The sequence below is a fragment of the Vibrio rubrogenes genome (genome assembly GCF_059641415.1).
In genome coordinates, this window is sequence record NZ_JCARSY010000015.1 from 20,625 (window position 1) to 43,194 (window position 22,570).

21 protein-coding genes are annotated in these 22,570 nt (G+C 47.2%); 12 read left to right on the top strand and 9 right to left on the bottom strand.

Annotated features, from left to right (window positions below):
* Positions 1-2 precede the first annotated feature (2 nt).
* The 4 genes from AC55NX_RS12180 (at position 3) to AC55NX_RS12195 (ending at position 5,233) form a co-directional block, all read left to right on the top strand.
* Positions 3-971, top strand: a complete 969-nt coding sequence (locus AC55NX_RS12180) for a vWA domain-containing protein (RefSeq protein ID WP_496995987.1) — start codon at positions 3-5, stop codon at positions 969-971.
* A complete protein-coding gene (locus tag AC55NX_RS12185) occupies positions 964-2,847 on the top strand; it encodes a vWA domain-containing protein (protein WP_496995988.1) in 1,884 nt (627 codons plus the stop codon). Before AC55NX_RS12180 ends, AC55NX_RS12185 begins: the two co-directional genes overlap by 8 nt.
* The gene (locus AC55NX_RS12190) at positions 2,841-4,490 is read left to right on the top strand and encodes a BatD family protein (protein ID WP_496995989.1); all 1,650 of its coding nucleotides are present in this window, start codon (positions 2,841-2,843) and stop codon (positions 4,488-4,490) included. The genes AC55NX_RS12185 and AC55NX_RS12190 overlap by 7 nt, the downstream gene beginning before the upstream one ends.
* Positions 4,491-4,741: 251 nt before the next feature.
* Complete coding sequence (locus AC55NX_RS12195) at positions 4,742-5,233, top strand: L,D-transpeptidase family protein (RefSeq protein WP_496995990.1); 492 nt, start codon at positions 4,742-4,744, stop codon at positions 5,231-5,233.
* Between the two features lie 139 nt (positions 5,234-5,372).
* Here AC55NX_RS12195 and AC55NX_RS12200 read toward each other — a convergent pair whose 3' ends face one another.
* The 3 genes from AC55NX_RS12200 to AC55NX_RS12210 all read right to left on the bottom strand — a co-directional run bounded on the left by AC55NX_RS12200 (position 5,373) and on the right by AC55NX_RS12210 (position 10,759).
* Positions 5,373-8,447 carry a beta-galactosidase gene (locus tag AC55NX_RS12200; protein WP_496995991.1) on the bottom strand — a complete coding sequence of 1,025 codons (3,075 nt, stop codon included), beginning with the start codon at positions 8,445-8,447 and terminating at the stop codon, positions 5,373-5,375.
* 89 nt (positions 8,448-8,536) lie between these two features.
* On the bottom strand, positions 8,537-9,922 hold the full coding sequence (gene melB, locus AC55NX_RS12205; protein ID WP_496995992.1) for a melibiose:sodium transporter MelB: 1,386 nt from the start codon (positions 9,920-9,922) through the stop codon (positions 8,537-8,539).
* A gap of 360 nt (positions 9,923-10,282) precedes the next feature.
* Positions 10,283-10,759 carry an Lrp/AsnC family transcriptional regulator gene (locus AC55NX_RS12210; protein ID WP_496995993.1) on the bottom strand — a complete coding sequence of 159 codons (477 nt, stop codon included), beginning with the start codon at positions 10,757-10,759 and terminating at the stop codon, positions 10,283-10,285.
* Between the two features lie 215 nt (positions 10,760-10,974).
* On the opposite strand from AC55NX_RS12210, the gene AC55NX_RS12215 reads away from it, so the two are divergent.
* From AC55NX_RS12215 to AC55NX_RS12250, 8 genes are all read left to right on the top strand, one after another.
* Positions 10,975-11,319, top strand: coding sequence for a Dabb family protein (locus AC55NX_RS12215; protein WP_496995994.1), 345 nt, complete (start codon positions 10,975-10,977; stop codon positions 11,317-11,319).
* A gap of 28 nt (positions 11,320-11,347) precedes the next feature.
* Complete coding sequence (locus AC55NX_RS12220) at positions 11,348-11,770, top strand: DUF2000 domain-containing protein (RefSeq protein WP_496995995.1); 423 nt, start codon at positions 11,348-11,350, stop codon at positions 11,768-11,770.
* Between the two features lie 60 nt (positions 11,771-11,830).
* A complete protein-coding gene (locus AC55NX_RS12225; RefSeq protein ID WP_496995996.1) occupies positions 11,831-13,240 on the top strand; it encodes a phenylacetate--CoA ligase family protein in 1,410 nt (469 codons plus the stop codon).
* A complete protein-coding gene (locus AC55NX_RS12230) occupies positions 13,240-14,214 on the top strand; it encodes a branched-chain amino acid transaminase (protein ID WP_496995997.1) in 975 nt (324 codons plus the stop codon). The genes AC55NX_RS12225 and AC55NX_RS12230 overlap by 1 nt, the downstream gene beginning before the upstream one ends.
* A 24-nt stretch (positions 14,215-14,238) precedes the next feature.
* Positions 14,239-14,823, top strand: coding sequence for a hypothetical protein (locus AC55NX_RS12235; RefSeq protein ID WP_496995998.1), 585 nt, complete (start codon positions 14,239-14,241; stop codon positions 14,821-14,823).
* 68 nt (positions 14,824-14,891) lie between these two features.
* A complete protein-coding gene (locus AC55NX_RS12240) occupies positions 14,892-15,437 on the top strand; it encodes a carboxymuconolactone decarboxylase family protein (protein ID WP_059121986.1) in 546 nt (181 codons plus the stop codon).
* Between the two features lie 9 nt (positions 15,438-15,446).
* Complete coding sequence (locus AC55NX_RS12245; RefSeq protein ID WP_496995999.1) at positions 15,447-16,385, top strand: ornithine cyclodeaminase family protein; 939 nt, start codon at positions 15,447-15,449, stop codon at positions 16,383-16,385.
* Positions 16,386-16,473: 88 nt separating this feature from the next.
* A complete protein-coding gene (locus AC55NX_RS12250; protein WP_496996000.1) occupies positions 16,474-17,100 on the top strand; it encodes a LysE family translocator in 627 nt (208 codons plus the stop codon).
* Positions 17,101-17,201: 101 nt separating this feature from the next.
* Here AC55NX_RS12250 and AC55NX_RS12255 read toward each other — a convergent pair whose 3' ends face one another.
* The 6 genes from AC55NX_RS12255 to AC55NX_RS12280 all read right to left on the bottom strand — a co-directional run bounded on the left by AC55NX_RS12255 (position 17,202) and on the right by AC55NX_RS12280 (position 22,530).
* Positions 17,202-18,164 (bottom strand): GlxA family transcriptional regulator, encoded by a 963-nt coding sequence (locus AC55NX_RS12255; RefSeq protein WP_496996001.1) that lies wholly within the window; start codon positions 18,162-18,164, stop codon positions 17,202-17,204.
* 63 nt (positions 18,165-18,227) lie between these two features.
* Entirely contained in the window at positions 18,228-19,001 is a 774-nt protein-coding gene (hisP, locus tag AC55NX_RS12260; RefSeq protein ID WP_059121990.1) for a histidine ABC transporter ATP-binding protein HisP, read from the bottom strand.
* Between the two features lie 84 nt (positions 19,002-19,085).
* On the bottom strand, positions 19,086-19,805 hold the full coding sequence (locus AC55NX_RS12265) for an ABC transporter permease (protein WP_059121991.1): 720 nt from the start codon (positions 19,803-19,805) through the stop codon (positions 19,086-19,088).
* Positions 19,802-20,488, bottom strand: coding sequence for an ABC transporter permease (locus AC55NX_RS12270; protein WP_496996002.1), 687 nt, complete (start codon positions 20,486-20,488; stop codon positions 19,802-19,804). Before AC55NX_RS12270 ends, AC55NX_RS12265 begins: the two co-directional genes overlap by 4 nt.
* Positions 20,489-20,561: 73 nt before the next feature.
* Complete coding sequence (locus AC55NX_RS12275; protein WP_496996003.1) at positions 20,562-21,341, bottom strand: ABC transporter substrate-binding protein; 780 nt, start codon at positions 21,339-21,341, stop codon at positions 20,562-20,564.
* Positions 21,342-21,870: 529 nt separating this feature from the next.
* Positions 21,871-22,530, bottom strand: coding sequence for a glutathione S-transferase family protein (locus AC55NX_RS12280; protein WP_496996004.1), 660 nt, complete (start codon positions 22,528-22,530; stop codon positions 21,871-21,873).
* Positions 22,531-22,570 lie beyond the last annotated feature (40 nt).

A 22,570-nucleotide genomic window follows, 5' to 3' on the forward strand; every position in this document is an offset into this window, starting at 1 on the left:
CTTTGGCACATATTGAATTCATTTGGTGGTGGATGTTATTCCTTTTACCACTACCATTGTTGGTAACCAAATTACTGCCACCGCATCGACAGCCGGCTGCGATTCAACTCACTTATCTCCCGACAGAAGGCAGCCTGACTAAACCCAGTCATTGGTTGAGCCAATTGATGGCTGGTGCGATTTGGGTCGCGTTGATTGTTGCCTGTGCCCGCCCGGCTTGGTTTGGTGACCCGATCACCGTTCAACCGAAGCATCGGGACCTGATGCTGGTGGTCGATTTATCCTATTCGATGAGCCAGAAAGATATGCAAAACGGAGACGACTTTATTGATCGTCTCACCGCAGTGAAACAAGTTCTCGACCAATTTATTGAAAAGCGACAGGGAGATCGGCTGGGGCTGGTGCTGTTTGCTGATCACGCCTATCTGCAAACCCCGCTGACCTTTGACCGGGAAACTGTCCGCAGACAGTTAAATCAGACGGTTTTAAAACTCATCGGTACGGAAACTGCGATTGGAGAAGGTATCGGACTGGCGACAAAAACATTCGTCGACGGACAGGCACCACAAAGAGTGATGATTTTGCTCAGTGACGGCACCAATACTGCAGGAGTACTGGACCCGATTCAGGCGGCTGAAATTGCGAAAAAGTATCACGCGGTCATTTATACCGTCGGGATTGGCGCCGGAGAAATGGTGGTGAAAGATTTTGTGTTCACACGTAAAGTCAATACGGCCCGTGATTTGGACGAGAAAACCCTCAAACAGATTGCCCACATCACCGGAGGCAAATATTTCCGTGCCCGCAACAGTCAGGATCTGGAAAATATCTATGCAACCATTAATCAATTAGAGCCGGTTCAACAAGCCAGTCAGACTTGGCGTCCACAAAGTGAATGGTTCATTTATCCGCTGGCACTGGCCTTAGTCCTTTCATTTATTTTGGTGATCGTCAGGAGAAATCATGTCTGATTTTGTATTTCTCAATCCGGTCTGGTTGATCGGACTCCTTCCTGTCGCCCTGCTGCTCGCATGGCTGGCCTTGCGTAAAAAACAGCAATCCTTAATTGCGCCGCATATTGCTCAGGCGCTCGGTCTGTATCATGAAGCGACGTCGACATATAAACTGATCCTGCTGGCGCTGTGTTGGACCATAGCCATCGTGGCACTTTCCGGCCCGAGTTTCGAACGCCAGCTCCGCCCGACCTATAGCAATACCGCAGCCCGGGTACTGGTGATGGACATGTCCCGCTCGATGTATGCCACAGATAATCAGCCCAGCCGACTCATCCAAGCGCGCTATAAAGCAGTTGACCTGCTGAAACGCTGGAAAGAAGGGGTCACCGGATTGGTGGCTTATGCGGGAGATGCCTACACGATAAGTCCCATGACGACCGATACTGCAACCATCCTTAATCTGCTCCCCAACCTGACCCCTAAAATTATGCCGTATCAAGGCGCAGATGCAGCCCGCGGTGTCAAACAAGCGATTCAAATGATGAAAGATGCCGGGCTCCATCAGGGGGCGATCATTTTAATCACCGACGAATTAGACGCCAGTGAGCGCCAAGAGATTACCGACTTACTTTCCGGTACGCGCTGGCAATTGGCAATATTAGGGATGGGGTCACGCTCCGGAGCACCCATTCCGACCGAAAATGGCGCGCTGCTCAAAACAGCGCAGGGACAAACCGTCATTGCCAAAGCCAATTTCAGTGACATGAAATCATTGGCTCAATCACTACACGGCACCTTTATTTCAGTTCAGCTCAACAATCAGGACGTGGACACACTGGTTGATGCGACGCAAATCAATACCGCCGAACATCAAATCTCTGGCAAACAGCAAGTAACAGACCGGATAAATCAAGGTTACTGGCTTATTCCGCTTTTGCTAATTCCGGCTTTAATGATGTTCCGTAAAGGATTGATTTTTGGTTGGATGGCCTTGGTGATTTCAACGGGAATCGTGCCCCGGGCACAAGCTTCACCGTGGCTCAATCACGATCAGGAAGCCAAACGTCTCTTCGATGCCAAGGATTATCAACAATCAGCGCAGCAGTTTTCCGACCCGGACTGGAAAGCAGCGGCCTATTATCGTTCCGGAGATTATCGGCAAGCGATTGAAGCACTCTCATCCATCGAGTCTCCGACACCGCGTCAGCAGTATAACCTGGCAAATGCATATGCCAAACACGGCGATTTACAACAGGCTATCGACCTGTATCAGCAGGTGCTGGCGCAGGAACCTGATAATCAGGATGCACGTCATAACCTTGATGTGGTGAAAAAAGCACAACAGCAACAGCAACAGCAACAGCAACAGCAACAGCAACAGCAACAGCAACAGCAACAGCAACAGCAACAGCAACAGCAACAAAAAAATAGCAACACCGCTGCGCAAAACCAATCTTCATCCTCGCGCCAACAACAGAGCAAATCTCAGCAGGGGCAGTCGTTAAAAGAGCCGTCAAAAGGACAGTCACAGACAGCCAAATCGCAGCAAGCTCAAGATCATCAGTCACAGCAGAAGAGCCAAAGCCAAAGCCAAAGCCAAAGCCAGCAATCAGAGCAAAATCGCTCCCAGCGTCAAGACAAAGATACGCAGCCCAAGGATGAACAAACGCAAAAAAATGCGTCAGCCAAGCAATTTCAGCAGCAACAGGCATCAACCCATCAAGCGGATCAGGCGTCACCATCGCCAACACAGAACCAACCCTCTGATCCTGAGTTCCGTAAATTGGAACAGGTTGAAAATGCCAGAGATCCCAGCCGTCTGCTGCGGGCAGAGCTGATGCTTCAGGCTGAACAGAAAGAACCACCAGAGGACAATCACAAATCATGGTAAACAGACCCCGGCACTCGCTTAAAAGTATATTCTGGATCCTGTTCATCGGTCTGATGGTCAGCCTGAGCACTCAGGCCGCTACTTATGCGACTGTCAGCAAGAATAAGGTGACCCGGAATGAATTGTTTCAACTTCAGATCATCACCGATCAAAAAGCGTCCGGCGACGATGTGAACTTTGAAAAACTCACCCCCGATTTTTTCGTCAACCGGCCGAGTTTTGGCACATCCACCAACATTATCAACGGTGAACGCAGTGTCCGGAGTGAGTGGGATGTCTCGATTGCTGCAACCCGTACCGGGGTCGTCACAATTCCCAGTTTTGAAGTTAACGGTGAAAAGACCCAACCGATTGCTATTCAGGTCGTCCAAGACTCGACGTTACCGAATGATAATGATCTGATCGAAATTCATTCAACCCTTGATAAAAAGACGCTCTACCCAGATGAAAGCACGTTATTGCATGTCAAAATGATGGTGAAGGTCAATCCTCGTCGCCTTCAGGACACCAAGATCACGCCTCCGTCTGTGAAAGGCATGAATTTAGAAGCTGCCAGCGACTCAGAACAACACCGCGAGATTATCAATGGCTTGTCGGTCACCGTCGTGCAGCAGACATTCCGGGTTACCGCCCAACAGCCGGGGCGTTTCATCGTAACTGAACCTCAGTTTCGCAGTACCTTGCTCTATAGTGGTATGAATGGTGAAACCAAGGTGCTGACACTCAGTACCACCGCCAAGCAATTCCCGATTCAGGTCATGGCAAAGCCGAAAGATTATCAAGGTGTCTGGCTCCCGACCGCCAGCCTATCCCTCACGCAACGCTGGACAGATAGCCAAGGGAAGCCAATCTCCGGTAGCAGTGCCGCGCTCAAAGTGGGGGATTCAATCACTCGGACGCTGGAACTGAAGATCAAAGGCGTGAGTCAGGATAAAATCCCCGACCTGCAAATCAACTACCCGGGCAGTGTGCGCGTCTATCAGGAAAAACCGCAATATAAAACGCTGGATAACGATGAGGTGGTGATGACGCTGAAGCAAGTGTTGATCCCCAATCAATCCGGCCAAATCAAGTTACCGGGCGTGTCGCTCAACTGGTGGAATACGCAAAAACACCGACAACGTCGGGCGATACTCACTGGCTTAACACTCAATGTCGCCAAAGGTGCACCGGTCGATACGGTTATGTCTCTGCCACAATCACCCGCAGAAGTATCCGTACCGCCTCAGGAGATTCAGGTTAAGGATCCCGGCATCTGGCCTTATCTCACTGCGCTTTTCGCTTTCCTCTGGATTTTGACCGCCGGTTGCTGGCTTTATCGTATTTGGCATACCAAACGCTCGGAGCATATAGAAAAACCGGATTTACCGATAGAAACCGAGCATCTGTCTCTGCAAGAAGCATTAAAGCAGCAAGATGGAATTCGAATTCAGCATCTGGTGCAGGTACAAATCGCTGAGCTGGGATTGTCTGCGCAAGAAAGAGAGCCAATCGAAAATGAAGTGAGCAAACTACAGGCTGCGATCTACTCATCCCGGCAAGAGACCTACGATCCGAAACCCCTGCTGCGTTTGTTAGCCGAAGCGGAAAAACAGCACAAGAAAAACAGTAAAAAGCAGAAGAGAACCTTACCGGACCTTTAAACCCGTCGGTTCAATCCGTTCAGAGGCATCTCCGTGCTCAGCATAACGCGGAGATGCCCTGTCAATCTCACCCAATCGATACCCATCCGCAATCAACCTGTACGTGCCCAATCAACCTATGACCAACACGATCAATAACATGGTGTGACTTCCGCCAGATAGCTTTCCGGTGTATAACTTGCCTTATGTTACGTCACTTGGTTCAGCCGATGACTTTCCACTTCACGAACAATAAGGGACTCAGACTATCCATGCGGACAAAATTCTCCCCTCTTGTACTGATGATGTTCATCGTCTCTCTGAGTTTTTCCGTTGCTGCACAAGTTGACCTCGTGACCGTCGATAAGTCCAAACGGCGTATTTATCTGCTTGAGCAGGGACAGACGATCAGAACGTATCGCATTGCCCTCGGCAAGTTTCCGCAAGGCCCGAAACATCAGGAAGGTGATCAGCGGACACCGGAAGGTGACTATGTGCTCGATGCGATTAATCTCAATTCTAATTTCTATAAAGCGTTTCACATCAGCTATCCGTCTGCCAAAGACATTACCTATGCGCAACAACACGGCTTGAACCCCGGAGGCGACATCCATATTCATGGTTTGAAGAACGGCTATCAACGTCATCCGGAATTTATTCAAAGTTTTGACTGGACCAATGGCTGTATTGCCTTAACCAATGAAGAGATGGATGAGTTTATCCGCTTGGTGCCGGTTGGCACCCCGATTCATATTGCGTGGTAATAAGAGAAGTCGTGATCGTTCTGATTGGATTGACCTCCGACATACTTTTCCCGCAGATCAATCCCCCGACCGCTGTGGTTTCATCGGCTTTCTGAACGCCGTAGCGCCAATCAGAAAGCCGATGCATGAACCAGTATTATTAACGCGCTGATGTCAACACAACATGGTAATGGTAGTGCGGTGCATCCAACAGGAATTCCGGATGAACGCTCGGCGTCCAGGAATCATCGCCACCGATCCCCATATGGAAGCCATCCACATGCAGGTAAACCACGTCATCAGCGACCAGCTCATGGGTATGCTTGGCGGTTTCAAGCATTGCCTGTGAGTAGCGGCTGACACTGAAATGAAACGCCCCTTGTACCGTGATATCCCCTAAGGTCAGTTTGCGGGTATCACAACGCAATCCGTTATCCGTCGGGAAAATATAAGGGGTATGCATCTCGCTCACCGTCGCATCGTAACATCCGAACCGCGCGGACAGGCAACGATCAGGATAGTTTTCGTGCGGCCCGCGGCCAGACCATGTCACACGCTCAGTTAACGGCAGTGCACAAGAGAATCCGACTCGCGGCAGAGACGGTAATGCTGCGCATCGATACACATCAACATCAATCCGCATTTCGCCTTGCTGACTGACCGTGTAACACCATTGCGTCCGCAACACCTGTTCGGTTGTCGAGGTATAGTCAAATTGCGTTCTGATCGTTACTGAATGATGGCCCGGCTCAACGATCATACTGACGCACCGTCCTGCCAGACGATCAAGGCCGGCCTGTTTCCAGCGCGCCATCCAACTGTTCGGGTCAGGCCGATCCACTTCACTGGTACCGATATCATTATCGAGCGGTGCACGATAAAAATTGTCTTTCAGCGGTGCCGCTAATAACTGCTCTCCCTGTTGCTCCCAATGGGTGAGATAACCGCTGCCTCGGTGGAACGTCCACTGTTGGTCTGCGACCATGACGATCACCTGCTCATCTGATTCAGAGACACGAATGTCGGTCGATGGTGTTACCTTGTCCATGTGTAACCGGGGATATGCCGCCTTCAGTTCAAACTGCGCCTGCGCCACCGGATGACGAGCCGGAGCCCAGAACGTCTGTTCAGCCAACAACAAGTCAATATTCAGATGATAAGTTTTCTCCGACTGATACAGACACTGATCAAGTGGCAATTCTATGGCGTGCTCCGATTCAGGTGCCATCACAACCGTGTGCTCCCCTGCCGAGATTGCGACGCCGTCTTCCAGTACTGTCCAGCAACACATTAAGGCTTCTGCGGCAAACAGATGTTCACTGGTTAACGTCAACTGATGTTGGCCATCAAATTCAATCCTGTAGAACTGCTGAGCCTGCTTCGCTTCCAGTAGTGTCGGATGGACCGTGCGATCCGGCCAGATTAAGCCATTAATACAAAACTGACGATCATTGATTTCATCGCCGAAATCCCCGCCATACGCCCAGTAATGCTGCCCGTGCTCATCCCACTTTGAAAGCCCCTGATCAACCCAGTCCCAGATAAAGCCGCCCTGAAGCCGTGGATACTGGCGAAACACCTGCCAGTATTTATCAAAACTTCCGAGACTGTTCCCCATCGCATGGGCATATTCACACAGAATTAGCGGACGCTGTTCACCGGGCCGGCCAATCCAGTCTTTAATTGCATACTTTGGATTCGTACCGCCCTGATGCTGATCAACCCGGGCATACATCGGACAGATAATATCCGTGGCAGCCGTATCGGCACCGCCCCCTTCATACTGAATCGGGCGCGACGGATCGCGCAGCTTGGTCCACTGATACATAGCATGATGGTTCAGACCAATACCGGACTCATTTCCCAACGACCAGATAATTACCGACGGATGGTTTTTATCCCGTTCAACCAAACCAATCATGCGCTGCATGTAAGCATGATTCCATTGCGGATCCTCAGACAAACGACACATCGGGAACTGACCATGCGTCTCGATGTTCGCTTCATCCACCACATACAAGCCATACTGATCACAGAGTTCATACCAGCGGGGATGATTCGGATAATGCGAGGTGCGCACCGCATTAAAGTTGTGCTGCTTCATCAACAGAATATCTTTGACCATCGTTGCTTCATCGACATGATGTCCCGTTTCCGGATGATGTTCATGACGATTCACGCCGCGGATCAACAGGGCTTTGCCATTCACTTTGAGTAAACCATCTTCAATGGCAACCGTGCGGAATCCGACCGAGAACGCTTCACACTCAATCACCTGTGACTGTTCATCCAACAGCACGACGACACAACGGTACAAATAAGGGGTTTGCTCATTCCAGTGACGGGGACGAGAGATCGTCAAGTGATGTTCGACCTGATCCGCCCAGCCGCCTTTCTCATCAACCGCATTCTGGTTGGTCGCACAACATGTCTCCCCCTGCATCTCAACAGACTGTCCTGCTGCATCAAACAGCATCACCTCAACCCGGTGGTTGGCTGTCTGCTGACTGAGTTTAGTCGTCACACACAGTGCCCCGTCCTGATAGAGCGCATCCAGTTCCGGGCGTATAAAGACGTCATTTATTGCGATTGCAGGCTTGTGATAAATGTATACATCGCGAAAAATACCACTCAGCCACCACATATCCTGATCTTCCAGATAAGAACCGTCAGACCAGCGCATCACCATCACGACAAGGCGATTATGGCCGACATGGATATGATCCGTTAAGTCAAATTCTGCCGGCAACCGGCTGTCCTGCGCATAGCCAACCCATTGACCATTACACCACAGATGAAACGCCGAATTTACCCCTTCAAACAGGATGCGAGTCTGTTCATCTATGCCCGGTTTCACAACAAAATCACGAGCATAACACCCAGTCGGATTCTGTGCGGGCACCGTTGGTGCACGGTCAGGAAACGGATACTTCACATTGGTGTAGATCGGATGATCAAACCCTTGCAGCTGCCAGTTACCGGGAACCTCAATCTGTTCCCATGCCGATAAGTCACTTTCCGGCTCAATGACCGATACATCAACCATTTCAGGGGCAGAATAGAATTTGAATGCCCATTGTCCGTTCAGATAATAGCGACTACTCGCAACACTCTGACGGGCATCTTCGATTTGACGATAGCTGTGTAGCGGGACGTGAGCTGACAGAGTATGCATCCGGACAGCACCCGGATTTTGCCAGTCTCGACTGGCGATAATATCTTGAAAAGTTCGCATGAATACCTCGTTATAAGGCAGGAGGGAAATATCCATCCTGCCTGTTTTTTTCTCATCAATGCAGCTGTTTTTTGAGCCGGCGGAGCTGATTATGCGGTTGTTTCTTTAGTCATATTTAAAGAATAGGTCTCAAATTCCTCCGGCTGAAATCCTTCATGCAGACGGTAGTAACGTCGATAAATCAGTGCACTCACAACCATCAGTAAAACAGGGATGCCAATCATTAAGACCTGTAATCCGAGAATCGTCCCTTCAGATTGTTGGACATTCGGGACATATCCGACTGCCGACAAACCAACCCCGACAATAAACGCACCAGCGGCACTGGCAAATTTAACCAGCATGGTTTGGACAGAAAAAATCACGCTTTCGCTGCGTCGGCCGGTAATATACTCGCCATAATCGACCACGTCGGCCAACATCACCGTTTGCAGACCGTTGGTGATCCCGACACCGAATTTGATCGCCGCACCAGAGAGACCTATTAAATAGACATTGCCCGGATCAACCACACCCATGACCACCAATAACAGACATGACAAAATCGGGAACATGCAAGCGATGACCCACAGATGTTTACGTGGCAATAAAGCCGCCAGCCGCGGAAAGAGGAAAATCCCGGCAACTTCAGCCGCACCGGCAACCATCATATAAACCGGGAACAGTTCTTTATCGCCGACAGCGTAGGTAAAGTAGTAAATGGCGAAACCACCAACCAGCATATTGCCGATCTGGAACGCCAACACAGTCGCAATTAATACTTTCAACTGATCGTTGCCGCCAATGATGCGGATGGCATCTTTCAGGCCGAACTTCTCGACCATCTGTCCGGTAGCAACCACCTTTTCTTTAACATTCTTAAACGTAATCAGTGCACTGAAGATAAATAAAACCGCAATGATGATCGACAGTTCAAAGAACCCTTGGCCCTGATCGTCACCGCCCAGTTTTGTCACCATCCATAAACCGTAACTACCGATCACGAACCAGGCAAAGCTGGCAAATAGCCGCGGCCAGACTACGAGTTTTTCCCGTTCCCGGCGCGATCCTGAAATGGCAGGAATCATTGACCAGAACGGAATATCCATCACGGTATAGGTCAAACCCCATAAAATATAAATGACTGCGGCATAAACATAAGCAGCAGTGCCTTCAAACATGTGCGAACAAAATAGTCCAACCAGTACAAACGCATTGATCGCTGAACCAATCAGAATCCACGGGCGAAACTTGCCATAACGAGAACGCGTGTTATCGACCACAATCCCCATCATCGGATCGGTGATCGCATCGATGACCCGCGCTGCGAGAAAAACCATTCCGACATACGCGGCAGAGAGCTCAACAACGTCAGTAAAATAGAACATCAAAAATATATAGATAGGCGCACAGGCAAAATCTTTACCTAATGCGCCCAGACCGTAGGATAGTTTGGTTTTCAGCTCAATATGAGTCTCGTTATATTTTTCATTCATAGGGACGCTTTATCGTTATTTTGTTGAACATGTTGCGTACTATATTGAGCGTATTGTGATAAAACTGTGATCATCACACCCGTTTAGTGAGAACGTTTCCACTAATATAAAACTATCAGAAAGAGATCACATTATCCCTCTGGAATACCCAAGGAAAGTGGATAAAACAGTCTTAATCACAGGTTGGATAATGTGCTGTCAGCCAGACATATCGGATGATTTCATCAGAAAGAAGAGATAAAAAGCAGACGCTTACTTAGTCCCCATCGGGAATTGTGATATGGACAATCATTGAAGTAAAACGATGGACATTACACCCTGAATGTAAACGATATCATCAACAGTCAGGGATTGGATGTGCTACGCTCCGGATACCGTTCCGACTGGCAAAGATGCAAAAGGTTTGATTTCCTTTAACACAAACATACTCTGCATCTCTTTAATCCCCGGCAAACGCCGAATCACTGACATCGCAAATTCCGCATAGGAATCGAGATCATGAGAGACAACCTGAATCAAAAAGTCAGCATCACCACCGATACTGTAGCAGGCAACGACATTCTCAAGCGCTGTCACTTCTTGCTCAAACTTACGCGCTTCGGCTTCACTATGGCTATCAATCGTCACCCGAACGAAAACCATCACACCCAAGCCTATTTTTTTCCGATCCAGAACCGCACGATATCCTTGGATGATTTCATCTTCTTCCAGCTTACGGACTTTACGCCAGCAAGGCGATGATGACATGCCAATTTGGTCCGCCAGTTCCTGATTGGTCATTCGTGCATCTTGTTGCAAAAATGTTAAAATTTGAGTATCTGTCTTTGTCAGTGCCACTAAGGTTAAATCCTTTCATTTTTTTGTTATTTATCGGGTAATTTTGCCCCACAACCATTTTTCCTAATGTGATATAGGTAACAAATTTCTATCGTTCTGATGCATAATGCACAGCAACAACAACGTCAAAACATAGTTGGTAAAACAGTTGGTAAAACAATAGTTACAGTTTATTACAACTCACCAAGGACAAGATTCACCAAGGATAGAATTCAATGATTCTACATGTTGTGCTATTTACCTTTAAAAAGAACTGGAGTTGGTCTTCCACAAATGCAATCGAGGCAGAACAAGCAACACGTAATCACCCTCGCCATATTGAGGAAATAAAAGGATGGATATGTGGACGAAATATATCTCGCCGGGAAATTGCTGCTGACTTTATCGTGATTGGAATATTTAATAACACCGATGATTTGGAAAAATATATTGTCCATCCAAATCATAAAGAAGGTGTTGAAAAATGGAAAGCGATTGCTGAATGGAATATTGTCGATATCGATTTATCCACCGATTTTTCTCTAGCTACTGGATATCTGGATTTATTATCCGCCATATAAATACGATTTTAAAATGAGTGAGGAATTCATGGAATTTGATGCAAGCAAGCACAAATGCACCATTATTGTTGATCAGGATTTACATCCGGGTTTAGCAATTAATGCTGCAAGTGTGATTGGAATCAGTTTTGGTAAAACAGTCAATAATCTCGTCGGCCCTGATATGCAAAGCATGGATAACGTTAATTACCCCGGCGTCATATATGCACCGCTCCCGGTTCTACTGTCGACCGGAGAACATCTCCACAACCTGCTCGCCACCGCTGAACAAGATGATCAGATTTATACCATGCCTTTTAGTGCGTTGGCTCAGTCATGTAAAACGTATGATGAATATGGTGAAAGAATATCATCGGTAACCAGTCAACATATTGAACTCGTCGCCATTGGTATGATTGGTCCGAAAAAAACCATCAATAAATTAACGGGTAACCTGCCGTTATTTAAATAAACAATCAGACATTCAATAACCTCCAATCAAACATATAGAGCATTTATTAAGGATGATCTCATGTATGCGATTTTTAAAGATGAATTGGTAAAACAAGCAAAAGATATTTTCCAACAACATAAAAAATTTGAAAATGGTGAATATTCTCAACAACAACTGATTCGTCACCAAGAAAAAAATCTTAAAGAAATTCTAAAATATGTTATCGATGGTTCTGGTTTTTATAAAGAACACTTATCAGGCGTAACGGCATCAGATATCGATAATTTTTCTCTTGCTACGTTGAGCACTTTACCATTTACGACCAAGAACGATCTTCGTGAAAATAGAAATTGCCTTGCCTCTGCACCACTCGATAAGAGCTGGATATACTATGAGACAACTGGCACGACAGGCGCCCCCACACCATGCCCCCGGAGTGAAATTGATTCGATTTATAATAATACGCCACTGATTCTGCGCTACGGGCAAATTTTTCAACAGCATGGTGACAAACATATTGTTGGCGTTATGGGGCCGACCGAGTTGCATTCAACAGGGGATACCTTTGAAGACGTATTCCGCAGTTTAGGCCATAGTGTGGTCAAAATGTGGCCCCGCTCTCCGGTCGTCGGCATGAACCGCGCAATGGCTCTCATCAATGAGTTACAAATTACGGCGCTCGTGTGTACTCCCGCGGTGGCGATCAATCTCGCCCGATACCTCAAAAAACACCATGTGTCCCCGGCAGAAAGCAGCGTGCGGGTCATTCTGACATTAGGAGAATTAACCACACCGGCCTTGCTGCGCAATATCGGCGAAACATGGGGAGCACAAGTATACAATTGTATGTACGCCTCTCAGGAATCTTCTATTTTGGCGGTCTGTGACAGTGACCAATCACTCTACACCGTCCCAATGAATAACTACTATGAGTTAGTTGAGCCGAACAGTGGTGAAGTGATCCCAGCTTCTGCAACGGAAACCAGTGGTGAGTTGGTGATTACTCATTTGTATCAGGGACAGAAGCCACTGATTCGCTACCGCACCGGTGATATGGTCAGAGCAACTCTCATGTCTGACGGTCGGCTGAAGATTGTTCCGATTGGTCGGGTCCGGGATACATTGACTTTAGGTGGCTGCAACTACTGTGCATGGGATATCGAGGCCGCCCTGCTAGAAAAGCTGACCGGTTGTTTAGACTATGCCATTCAGATTGATGAAAAAAATGGTATCGATCACTTAAATATTATCGTTGAGTTAATCGAAGACGTCCCGCAACAAGCCGTGATGCTCGCGCAAACCAAAGCTTATATGGCAGATAAAATCAAACATGTTGAGATCGATATTCAGGTTGGTGAAACCACCAATATTACCAGCACATCTGCCATGGTCAGTTGGAAAGCAGCCAGACTGCATGATTTAAGAGCGCAAGGTGATAACGCTGATCGTGACGCCGCCATTGCACTGTTAGGACGGGGATTTCAATAATGACCAATACCATGGCCGAAATGGCTCCCCAGAAACATCACTCAGGTGTCCACCACCCTTTCATTTATCTGGATAATGAATATCGGCCTGCCGTGGAGGCTTCAATTCCAATTACAACGCAGGCATTTAATTATGGGACAGGCGTTTTTGAAGGGATCCGAGCTTATCTCACCGCAGATAAACGCACCTTAAATGTTTTTCAATTAGATGCGCATATTGAACGCTTTATCAATTCTTCCAAGCTCCTGCTGATTGATCATTTACCGTCTCATCAGGAGATGAAAGCAATTATTCTTGAGCTGCTGAGAAAAAATCAGGCCAATACGGACTGCTATATCCGGCCGATTGCTTTTAAAAAGAGCCTCCTTCCCGGGCAAGGATTCGGCGTAAAACTCTCCGGCGTCAGTTCAGGACTTGCGATTAATAGTTTAAACATGCCTTCGGTATCAGCACAGAAGAGTCTTCGCTGTACCATTTCAAACTGGAGAAGGGTTGCCGATAATTCGATTCCGGCACGCGCAAAAATCACCGGCAGCTATGTCAACTCAGCACTCGCAATGGAGTCGGCGCATCGCGCTGGATATGACGATGCCATCATGCTCAATGTTCATGGCAATATTGCAGAAGCCACCACGTCGAATGTCTTCTTAGTCAAGAAGAATAAACTCATTACACCGGCGATTAATTCTCACATTCTCGAGGGGATTACAAGAAGTACGGTGATTACTTTGGCAACAGAAGAGTTAGGCCTTGAAGTTGAAGAGAGAGATATTTCCCCCTCCGAACTCTTTGCCGCAAATGAGTGTTTTCTGACCGGGACAGGGATGGAAGTTTCCCCTGTACAGCAGATTGATCACTGCGACTTCAATAGTGCAGAGCCACACAGTATTACCTCAGAAATTCAACGTTTGTATATCGAGTCGGTTCGAGGACAACTGAGTCATTGTCAACACTGGTTAACGAGTGTGAATTGATGATTATCATCGGGAGATAGACAAATGAACACGCATTTTATGGACATGGGGCTTGTTCATGCAACATGTCACCCTGTTTATACGTTAGGTCCATCAGGGACAAGCAGTGAATCCGCTTCAAAATATTTTTGTAAGCGGATGAAAGAATTCTATTCTGACAGTTTGAATCCCATTAATCTGAACGCAACTTATGAGCAGGCGCGCGATAATACCAAACAAGACAACGGATTACTGATTGTTGCCAATGCCTATCAAAAAATTAATGATTTCTACATGGATTCTCACTTGAATCTGTTAGCAACATTTGTTTTTGATACCCCTTTATACGGGATTGCGACCAATCGTTCATTACCGCGCCGGCCACTGAGAATTGCATCTCATCCTGCACCGATACCATTAATTCATGAATTGCTTCCTCAAGGTTTGCAGATAGAAACCATTATTGAAAAGAATTCTACCAGTGAAGCAGCCAATGCCGTTACTCAACATGAGGCCGACGTTGCTTTAACGACTGAAATTGCAGCAGATCTGCACAATCTATCGTTTATATCCAATGTCCGTCCCATTCATATGTTGTGGTCTGTATTTGGGTGCAATCCGTTGAAATAAAGTGCTGCTCATTCACATGTTTCGCCATCAATAGATTCATAAAGAAGAACCAAGAAAGGAAGAGAGAAATGATAGAGATGAAATTACACACGATTGACAGTGCACCGGATGGCAGTCGCAAACTTTTGCAAAGTTCGATTGATAATTTCGGTTGGATCCCCAACCAAAGTGCATACATGGCTGAATCTCCCGATCTGCTGGCTTCTTATCAGTTTGCGCATGACCGATTTTCACAATGTTCCCTGAATGAAGCAGAGAAAGCGGTCGTCTGGCTCACAACCGGTGTGATTAACCAATGCCCTTATACGATTAAAGCCCATCGCTGGATTGCAATTCACAAAGGGGTCGCAAGTGAGATTGTTGATAAAATAATTCATCATCCGGAGCAACTCCCGACACGATTAGCTGCGCTTCAGCAATTTACACAAGCAGTGATTCTTTCGCAGGGCACCATTCAAAAAGACAAAGCAAGTCATTTTCTAGCAGCGGGCTTCACACAACAAAATATGCTTGATGTGATTTTAGGCATCTCCCAGAAAACCATGTCTACCTTACTCAATAGCTTGGCAGACACACCGGTTGAGACGCAGTTTATGGATACGGTCGAGGCATAAGGTGGTTGTATGCATTACTTTAATCGAGAACATGTTGAGCAAACCCTCTCCATCCCCCTTGCCATTGAGTTGAGTCAGATTGCGTTTGCTTTGCAAAGTCAGGGCAAAGTGGTGCAATCGGTCCGAAGTATTATTCCGGCGCCAGATGGACGATTGATGGGGACAATGCCGGCTTATATCTCCGAGGGTAAATATTCAGGCTTCGGCCTGAAATCGGTCTTGGTCGATTTTAATCCACACCAAGGTTCGGCATCTCATGAAGGATGTATTCTGCTATTTGATGAACAGGCAAACGGACATATGGTGGCAGTTGACGCGGGAGCCATCACCGCACTAAGAACTGCGGCCGCTTCCGCTTGGGCAACACATTTACTTGCACCACAACACGCAACCAAACTTGCCATTCTGGGTACGGGCCTGCAAGCACGTCAACACTTACTCACCATGCTTGCCGTCCGCCCGATTCAGAGTGTTACCGTCTGGGGCAGAAATCGGGCAAACGTAGATCAGTTTGCAACATGGTGTGCCGAGCATACCGCACTCAACATAACTGGCGCAGAAACACCGGCCGAAGCAGTCTCTGACGCAGATATTATCTGTACGGTAACGGCAGCCCGGAGCCCATTACTGCAACTTTGTGATTTACCACAAAGCTGCCATATCAATGCGATCGGTGCATCAGCGATTGGATTTCAGGAACTGGATCCGGCAATCTATGGTGCGGTTGAGCATTATGTCGATTCACGAGAGTCATGCTGGAATGCCTCCCAGTGTCTCCAGCAAGCCAAAGAAAAAGGATACTTATCAACCGATCATTGCAGTCAAGAAATTGGTGAATTAGGAGAGCATAGCCTAGAAAAGCGTCCCGAACGCACGTTGTTTAAATCTGTGGGACTGGCGGTTCAAGATCTTGTTTTTGCCAGAGAAGTGCTCTATCAGAATCAATAGCAGCCAACCACAAGGAGTCTGTTGCACCGTGACTATTTTCAAGCACGGCTCAGATAAAATCCGTTCAATATAAGTAGGATAAATAACCATGCTAGAATCAACACAAATATTAGCCTATATTGCAGCCCTAGGCATCGCAGCTGCAATTCCGGGCCCCGGAATGACCGCATTAGTGGCCCGGAGCGTGAGTGGCGGCGCAATCACCGGGTTTACAATGCTGGCCGGGTTGATTCTGGGAGACTTGGTCTACCTGTCATTTGCGGTATTCGGTCTCGCGGTGATCGCACATCACTTCAGCACCTTATTCACATTGATCAGCTGGGCATCGTCTCTTTATCTGGCTTGGCTGGCGTGGCAATTTATTACCTGTAAGCCGGAAAGTATCCAGATCGATCAAAAGGCTTCCAGACGAGAGCTGACTTCAGCATGGTTTTCCGGTTTTACTATTACTTTGGGCAACCCCAAAACGATCGCATTCTATCTGGCGATCTTACCGCTGGTCATTACCTTGGACACCGTGTCGATACAAACATGGGGATTACTGCTGGTGCCGCTCACCATTGCAGTATTAATCGCAGTCGGTTCTATCTTTATTTTGGGAGCACTGAAAGTCAGACGCTTCTTGGCCAGCCAAAATGCTCAGATGCTACTCTTTCGCAGTGCGGGCATTATGATGCTCGCCGCTGCCGGAAGTATGATTGCCAAGACATTGTAGCCAGATTTTGGGTAATAACGAGATACCACACGAAACAACGTCAGTCATGATGGCAACCGGCAGAGAGCCATCATAAAAAGCGCCGCCGTCAGCCATGACATCTATTTCGCTTGTAACATTTTCGAGCGTTCCTCGCGAGGTGTCATGTGATAATAAGCTTTATAGGCACTGGAAAAATGCGGACCGCTGGAAAAACCACACAATAGCCCAATTTGGACAATCGAGGTATGGGTCGTCAGCAACAGCTGACGCGCCCGTTTCAAACGAAGTTGCAGGTAGTAGCGAGCAGGCATAGTGTCGAGGTAACGCTTGAACAGCCGCTCGAGCTGGCGACGAGAGATATGCACTAATTCGGCAATTTCATCCGTTGACAACGGCTCTTCCAGATTGTTTTCCATCAGTTCAACCGCCATCGTTAAACGCGGTTGGATATCCCCGCCAAACTGCTTAAATGGTAATCGCTGGCGCTCTTGTGCCGGCCGAATACGATCCATACAAAGCTGATCAGAAACAGCATAGGCCAGCTCTTTACCTTCGGTCTCTTCCAGAAAATCCACCAAACAGTCGAGCGTTGCAGCTAACCCAGCCGTCGTAATAAGCCGCTCACATCGTTCATACAGATGGTCAGACAGCTCAATCGAATCATAACGCTCGCTAAAACTATCCATGAAAGACCAATGGACAGCGGCACGTTGATGATGCAGCAACCCACTGTCAGCAAGCCAGAACACACCGGCATAGCTGGCAAGGATGGTTTTCCCCTGTTGATAAAAATGTTGCAGTTTTTTCTTTTCCAGCGGTGATATCGCCTCATCCGGCAGCGACTCACAGACAACAGCCAGTAAGTCACAATCAAAGGCATCAGACCATACAATCGAATTGGGTAAACAAGCGGATTCGGAGGACTCCCCTACCGGAGTGACATACATACATCGAAATTTCTCTGCACCGAGAATATCATTGGCAACGCGAAAAGGGGCTTCTAACGATCCAATCGCATACCAAGAGTAATGACCGGGCAGATAGATCGCGACTTGGTAAATCGATGAGGCAGCATTTATCATTCAGAGTACTTATGGTGTCAATACAAATATAAAAATGCAGCATCATGATGCTGCATTTTCGCGTTATTTTAAAGCACCGGAAAGAAACTGCTGCAAACGTTCACTTTTCGGCTGACCGAAAACGGTTTCCGGATGCCCTTCTTCTTCAATTTTTCCCTGATGAAGAAAAATGACATGGTTTGAGACATGTCGGGCGAATCCCATCTCGTGCGTCACCACGATCATGGTTTTTCCTTCTTCAGCGAGTTGCTGCATAATCTTCAGCACTTCACCGACCAGCTCAGGATCCAGTGCAGATGTCGGCTCATCGAACAGCAACACTTCCGGTTCCATTGCCAAAGCCCGGGCAATCGACACACGCTGTTGCTGCCCCCCGGATAGATGGGTCGGATAGCTTTGTTGTGCCCGTTCATCGATGCCAACTTTATTGAGATAAGCAATTGCTCTTTCACGCGCTTCCTGCTTACTGATGCCCAGTACCTGAATCGGTGCCACCATCACATTTTCCAGCACCGTCATATGACTCCACAAGTTAAAATGCTGGAATACCATCGTCAGCTTGGTGCGCAGGAGCTGCAACTGTTTATGGTCACTCACTTTGAGTTGTCCGTCCGAATCACGCTTCATCTGGATTTCCTGACCATTGATATAGATTGCGCCCGTCGAAGGTTTCTCAAGAAAGTTCAAACAGCGTAAGAGTGTACTTTTCCCCGACCCGGACGATCCGATAATACTGATGACGTCACCGGCATTCGCCTGTAAAGACACGCCTTTAATGACCTCATGCTGACCGTACTTTTTATGGAGATCACTGACGGCCAGTTTTGTGTTTTGCATAATGCTTGTTCCTTAACAATCGGTTCCCTGAATCCTCAAGCCCGTCAAATGCGAGCCGCCACCGGAAACCTAAAAATCGATGTTCTAATGTTTGACTGGTATCGGATGCAAGTGACGCAACCATTTCTTTTCTGCTCGCCGGAACAGCGCCACCAGCAAAAATGAAATCACTAAATAAAGTATGGCAGCAATCCCAAAGGCATGAAATGATTTATATGTCGCCGCATTCACATCTCGGGCGATTTTAAGAATATCAGGCACCGTGGCCGTGAATGCTAAAGAGGTTGAATGAAGCATGATAATCACTTCATTACTATAGGCAGGAATCGCGCGGCGCAATGCTGAAGGAAGCACAATACACCGGTAGCGCTTCCAGCGAGAGAAACCATATGCTTTCGCTGCTTCAATTTCTCCCTGATTGGTTTCGCGGATTGCACCGGCAAAAATCTCGAGGGTATAGGCACAAGTATTGAGAAACAGCGCAAAAATCGTGCAGTTATAGCCGCTACGGAAAAACCAGTTGAGAAACTCCGTCGAGCGGACAAATCCCAGTGTGTATACACCTGTATAGAAAATCAGCAACTGAACATACAGCGGTGTGCCACGGAAAAGATATGAAAATAGCCAGACGGGTAACGACAGCCAACGATTTTTAGACACCCGAGCCAGTGACAATGGGATGGAGACAATGAATCCCAGTGATACGGAAATGACCAGTAACCAAAGCGTCACGGCAACACCGGTAAAGTGGTAACCATCCGACCATAAAAACGCTTTTCCGTAGCGTTCAAGTATTTCAATCATGACAAACGACCTCTATGGCTGTATGCGTAGCGACGCTCCAGCCAATAAAATGCCAGATTTGATAATGTGGTAAAAATCAGATAAACCGCAGCAGCAACAATCGTAAAGTAGAAAAACTGATAGGTTCCTTTGCCGGCCATTTGTGTTGCCTTGACAACATCGGCAAGGCCGATAATGGAAACCAGTGCGGTTGATTTGAGGATCACCAGCCAGTTATTGGACAAGCCCGGCAGGGCATGACGCATCATCTGAGGAAAAAGAATCACCCGAAACACTTGCCATGGTGTAAAACCATAGGAAGTCCCGGCTTCAATCTGCCCTTTGGGAACCGCCAGAAAAGCCCCGCGAAAAGTTTCCGTCAAATAGGCACCATAGATAAAACCAATGGTCAAAACACCGGCTGCGAATGGGTCAATGTTAATTTGTTGCCACCCCAGAAATTCGGTGAACTGATTGAGGCCCAACTGCAAGCCGTAAAAAATCAGCATCATCAGCACCAAATCAGGAATGCCACGAATCAGTGTGGTATAAACATGGGCGAGTGCGATCACCGGACGGCTGCCAAATAGTTTGGCACAAGCCCCGAGCAATCCCAGAATAATTGAGAAAATTACCGAAAGAACTGCCAGTTCAATCGTCATGATTGCACCATCAAAGATAATGCCACCATATCCATAAAGCATAATGCCTTCCTAAATAATGCCTTCCTAAATAAATAACGCTCCCTCGAACGAAGGAGCGGAAAGGAGTGACGGCTTATTTACCGTAAATATCAAAATCAAAGTATTGCTTAGCAATCGCATCATAGGAGCCATCTTTCAGCATGTCTCTCAGAGCCGCATTGATTTTATTTTTGAGTGCCTGATCAGTTTTACGCACCCCGATCCCGGCACCGACACCAAAGTATTTTTCATCATTGACTTCCGGACCGCTGAAGGCAAACCCTTTGCCAACCGGACGGTTCAAGAAGCCATCGCTCGCAGCAACGGCATCCTGAAATGCAGTATCAAGACGGCCGTTCACTAAGTCAGCATAGACCTGATCCTGATTCTGATAAGTCACGACATCCACACCTTTAGGGGCCCATTGCTCTTTTGCATAAGTTTCAGCCGTGGTTCCCTGAAAAACACCCACACGTTTACCACCCAATGATGCAGCTGTCGGTTGCAGAGTCACCCCTTTTGGAGCGATTAAACGAGCGGGCGTGCCATACAGCTTATCTGTAAAGTCAATTTCCTGCTGACGCTGTGGCGTGATCGACATAGAAGAGAGAATTGCATCAATTTTTTTCGCTTTCAGCGAAGGAATCAAGCCATCGAAGTCACTTTCAACCCAGACACAGTGCGCATCAATTCGCTTACAAATTTCTTTGCCTAAATCGATATCAAATCCGGTCAGAGTGCCGTCTGGTTTCTTCATCTCAAAAGGTGCATATCCAGGCTCAACACCCAGCCGAACCAGCGGCTGATCCGCGGCCTGGACAAAAGGAGCAGCGAGAGTCAGCAGAAGCAGGCTCAAATTCGTTATTCTTTTCATAGTGATATCTCATTCATATATAATAAACGTTGAAAACAGCACAATTCATGCCATAGGTGACTACTCTTTCCAACTACAGGGGGAAGAGAATATATTTAAACACCTAAAATGCATGAATACTTAAATAGATGCCTCAAAACGGGGATTCTACTGCATATAAATATAAAGTGCTTCTGATATTTTTAATTTTATCGATATTTTATATATGCACAATTGAGACACATTTATTGCACTATATTAATGCATAACAACAATTTTTTCACCATTAACACACAATTTAACAACAAATATAGAATAAAATAAAAAATGCCGCACCAGTTTCATTCATACAGAATATGATGAATACAAACAAATATGCGGCATATTGCACCGATTAGTAGTGGAATCTGTTGATCGTTTTCAATTGGCATCACAGCCCGTTAAAAGGTATGTCGATTTAGCATCGGTGCTGACTCAAAATCGACGTCCGTGAGGCGAAACAGATGCATCAAAACTGCAAATAGTTCAGTCATGATGCTCTTCTTATGGCTCACTTATTGACCGGCTCTCCAGCTTCATCTGCTGCAACAATTTCAGTTTCCTCAAGCGCTGCATCAATCCATTGCTGCAACGCCGGACACGACAAGACATGATTCACATATTTCTGCGCCGTTTCCCCAAGGCTCAACTGATACGTTTTTAAACGCATCACAACAGGCGCAAACATCGCATCAGCAATTGAATACTGACCGAACAGCCATCCCCCCTGCTCGGCAAAACGCGCCATCTGCCCGGCAAAAATTGCTTCAATCCGTTTGAGATCCTGCTGCGCTGCTTCAGACAAGTTCAGTGAACGAGTTGCGCGGATATTCATCGGTGCTTCACTACGCAGGGCCGGAAAGCCTGAATGCATTTCCGCTGCCAGTGAACGCGCATTGGCCTTATCTTTGGGATCGGCTGGCCATGCTTTTCCCGCAAGATAGGTATCATTGATATATTCACAGATCGCGAGTGAATCCCATACGGTGACGTCACCATCGATCAGGCAAGGGACTTTCAGCGTTGGTGTCACTGATGACAAAGCAGCATAAAACTGTGGCGTATCAAGCAGTAACTGAACTTCATCGAATGCAATGTTTGATTTTGCCAATAAAATCCATGGCCTGAGTGACCACGTTGAATAATTTTTATTCCCGATATATAGCTTCATGGGTGGACTCCAAGATTGACGAAATGAGGAATGGAATGCG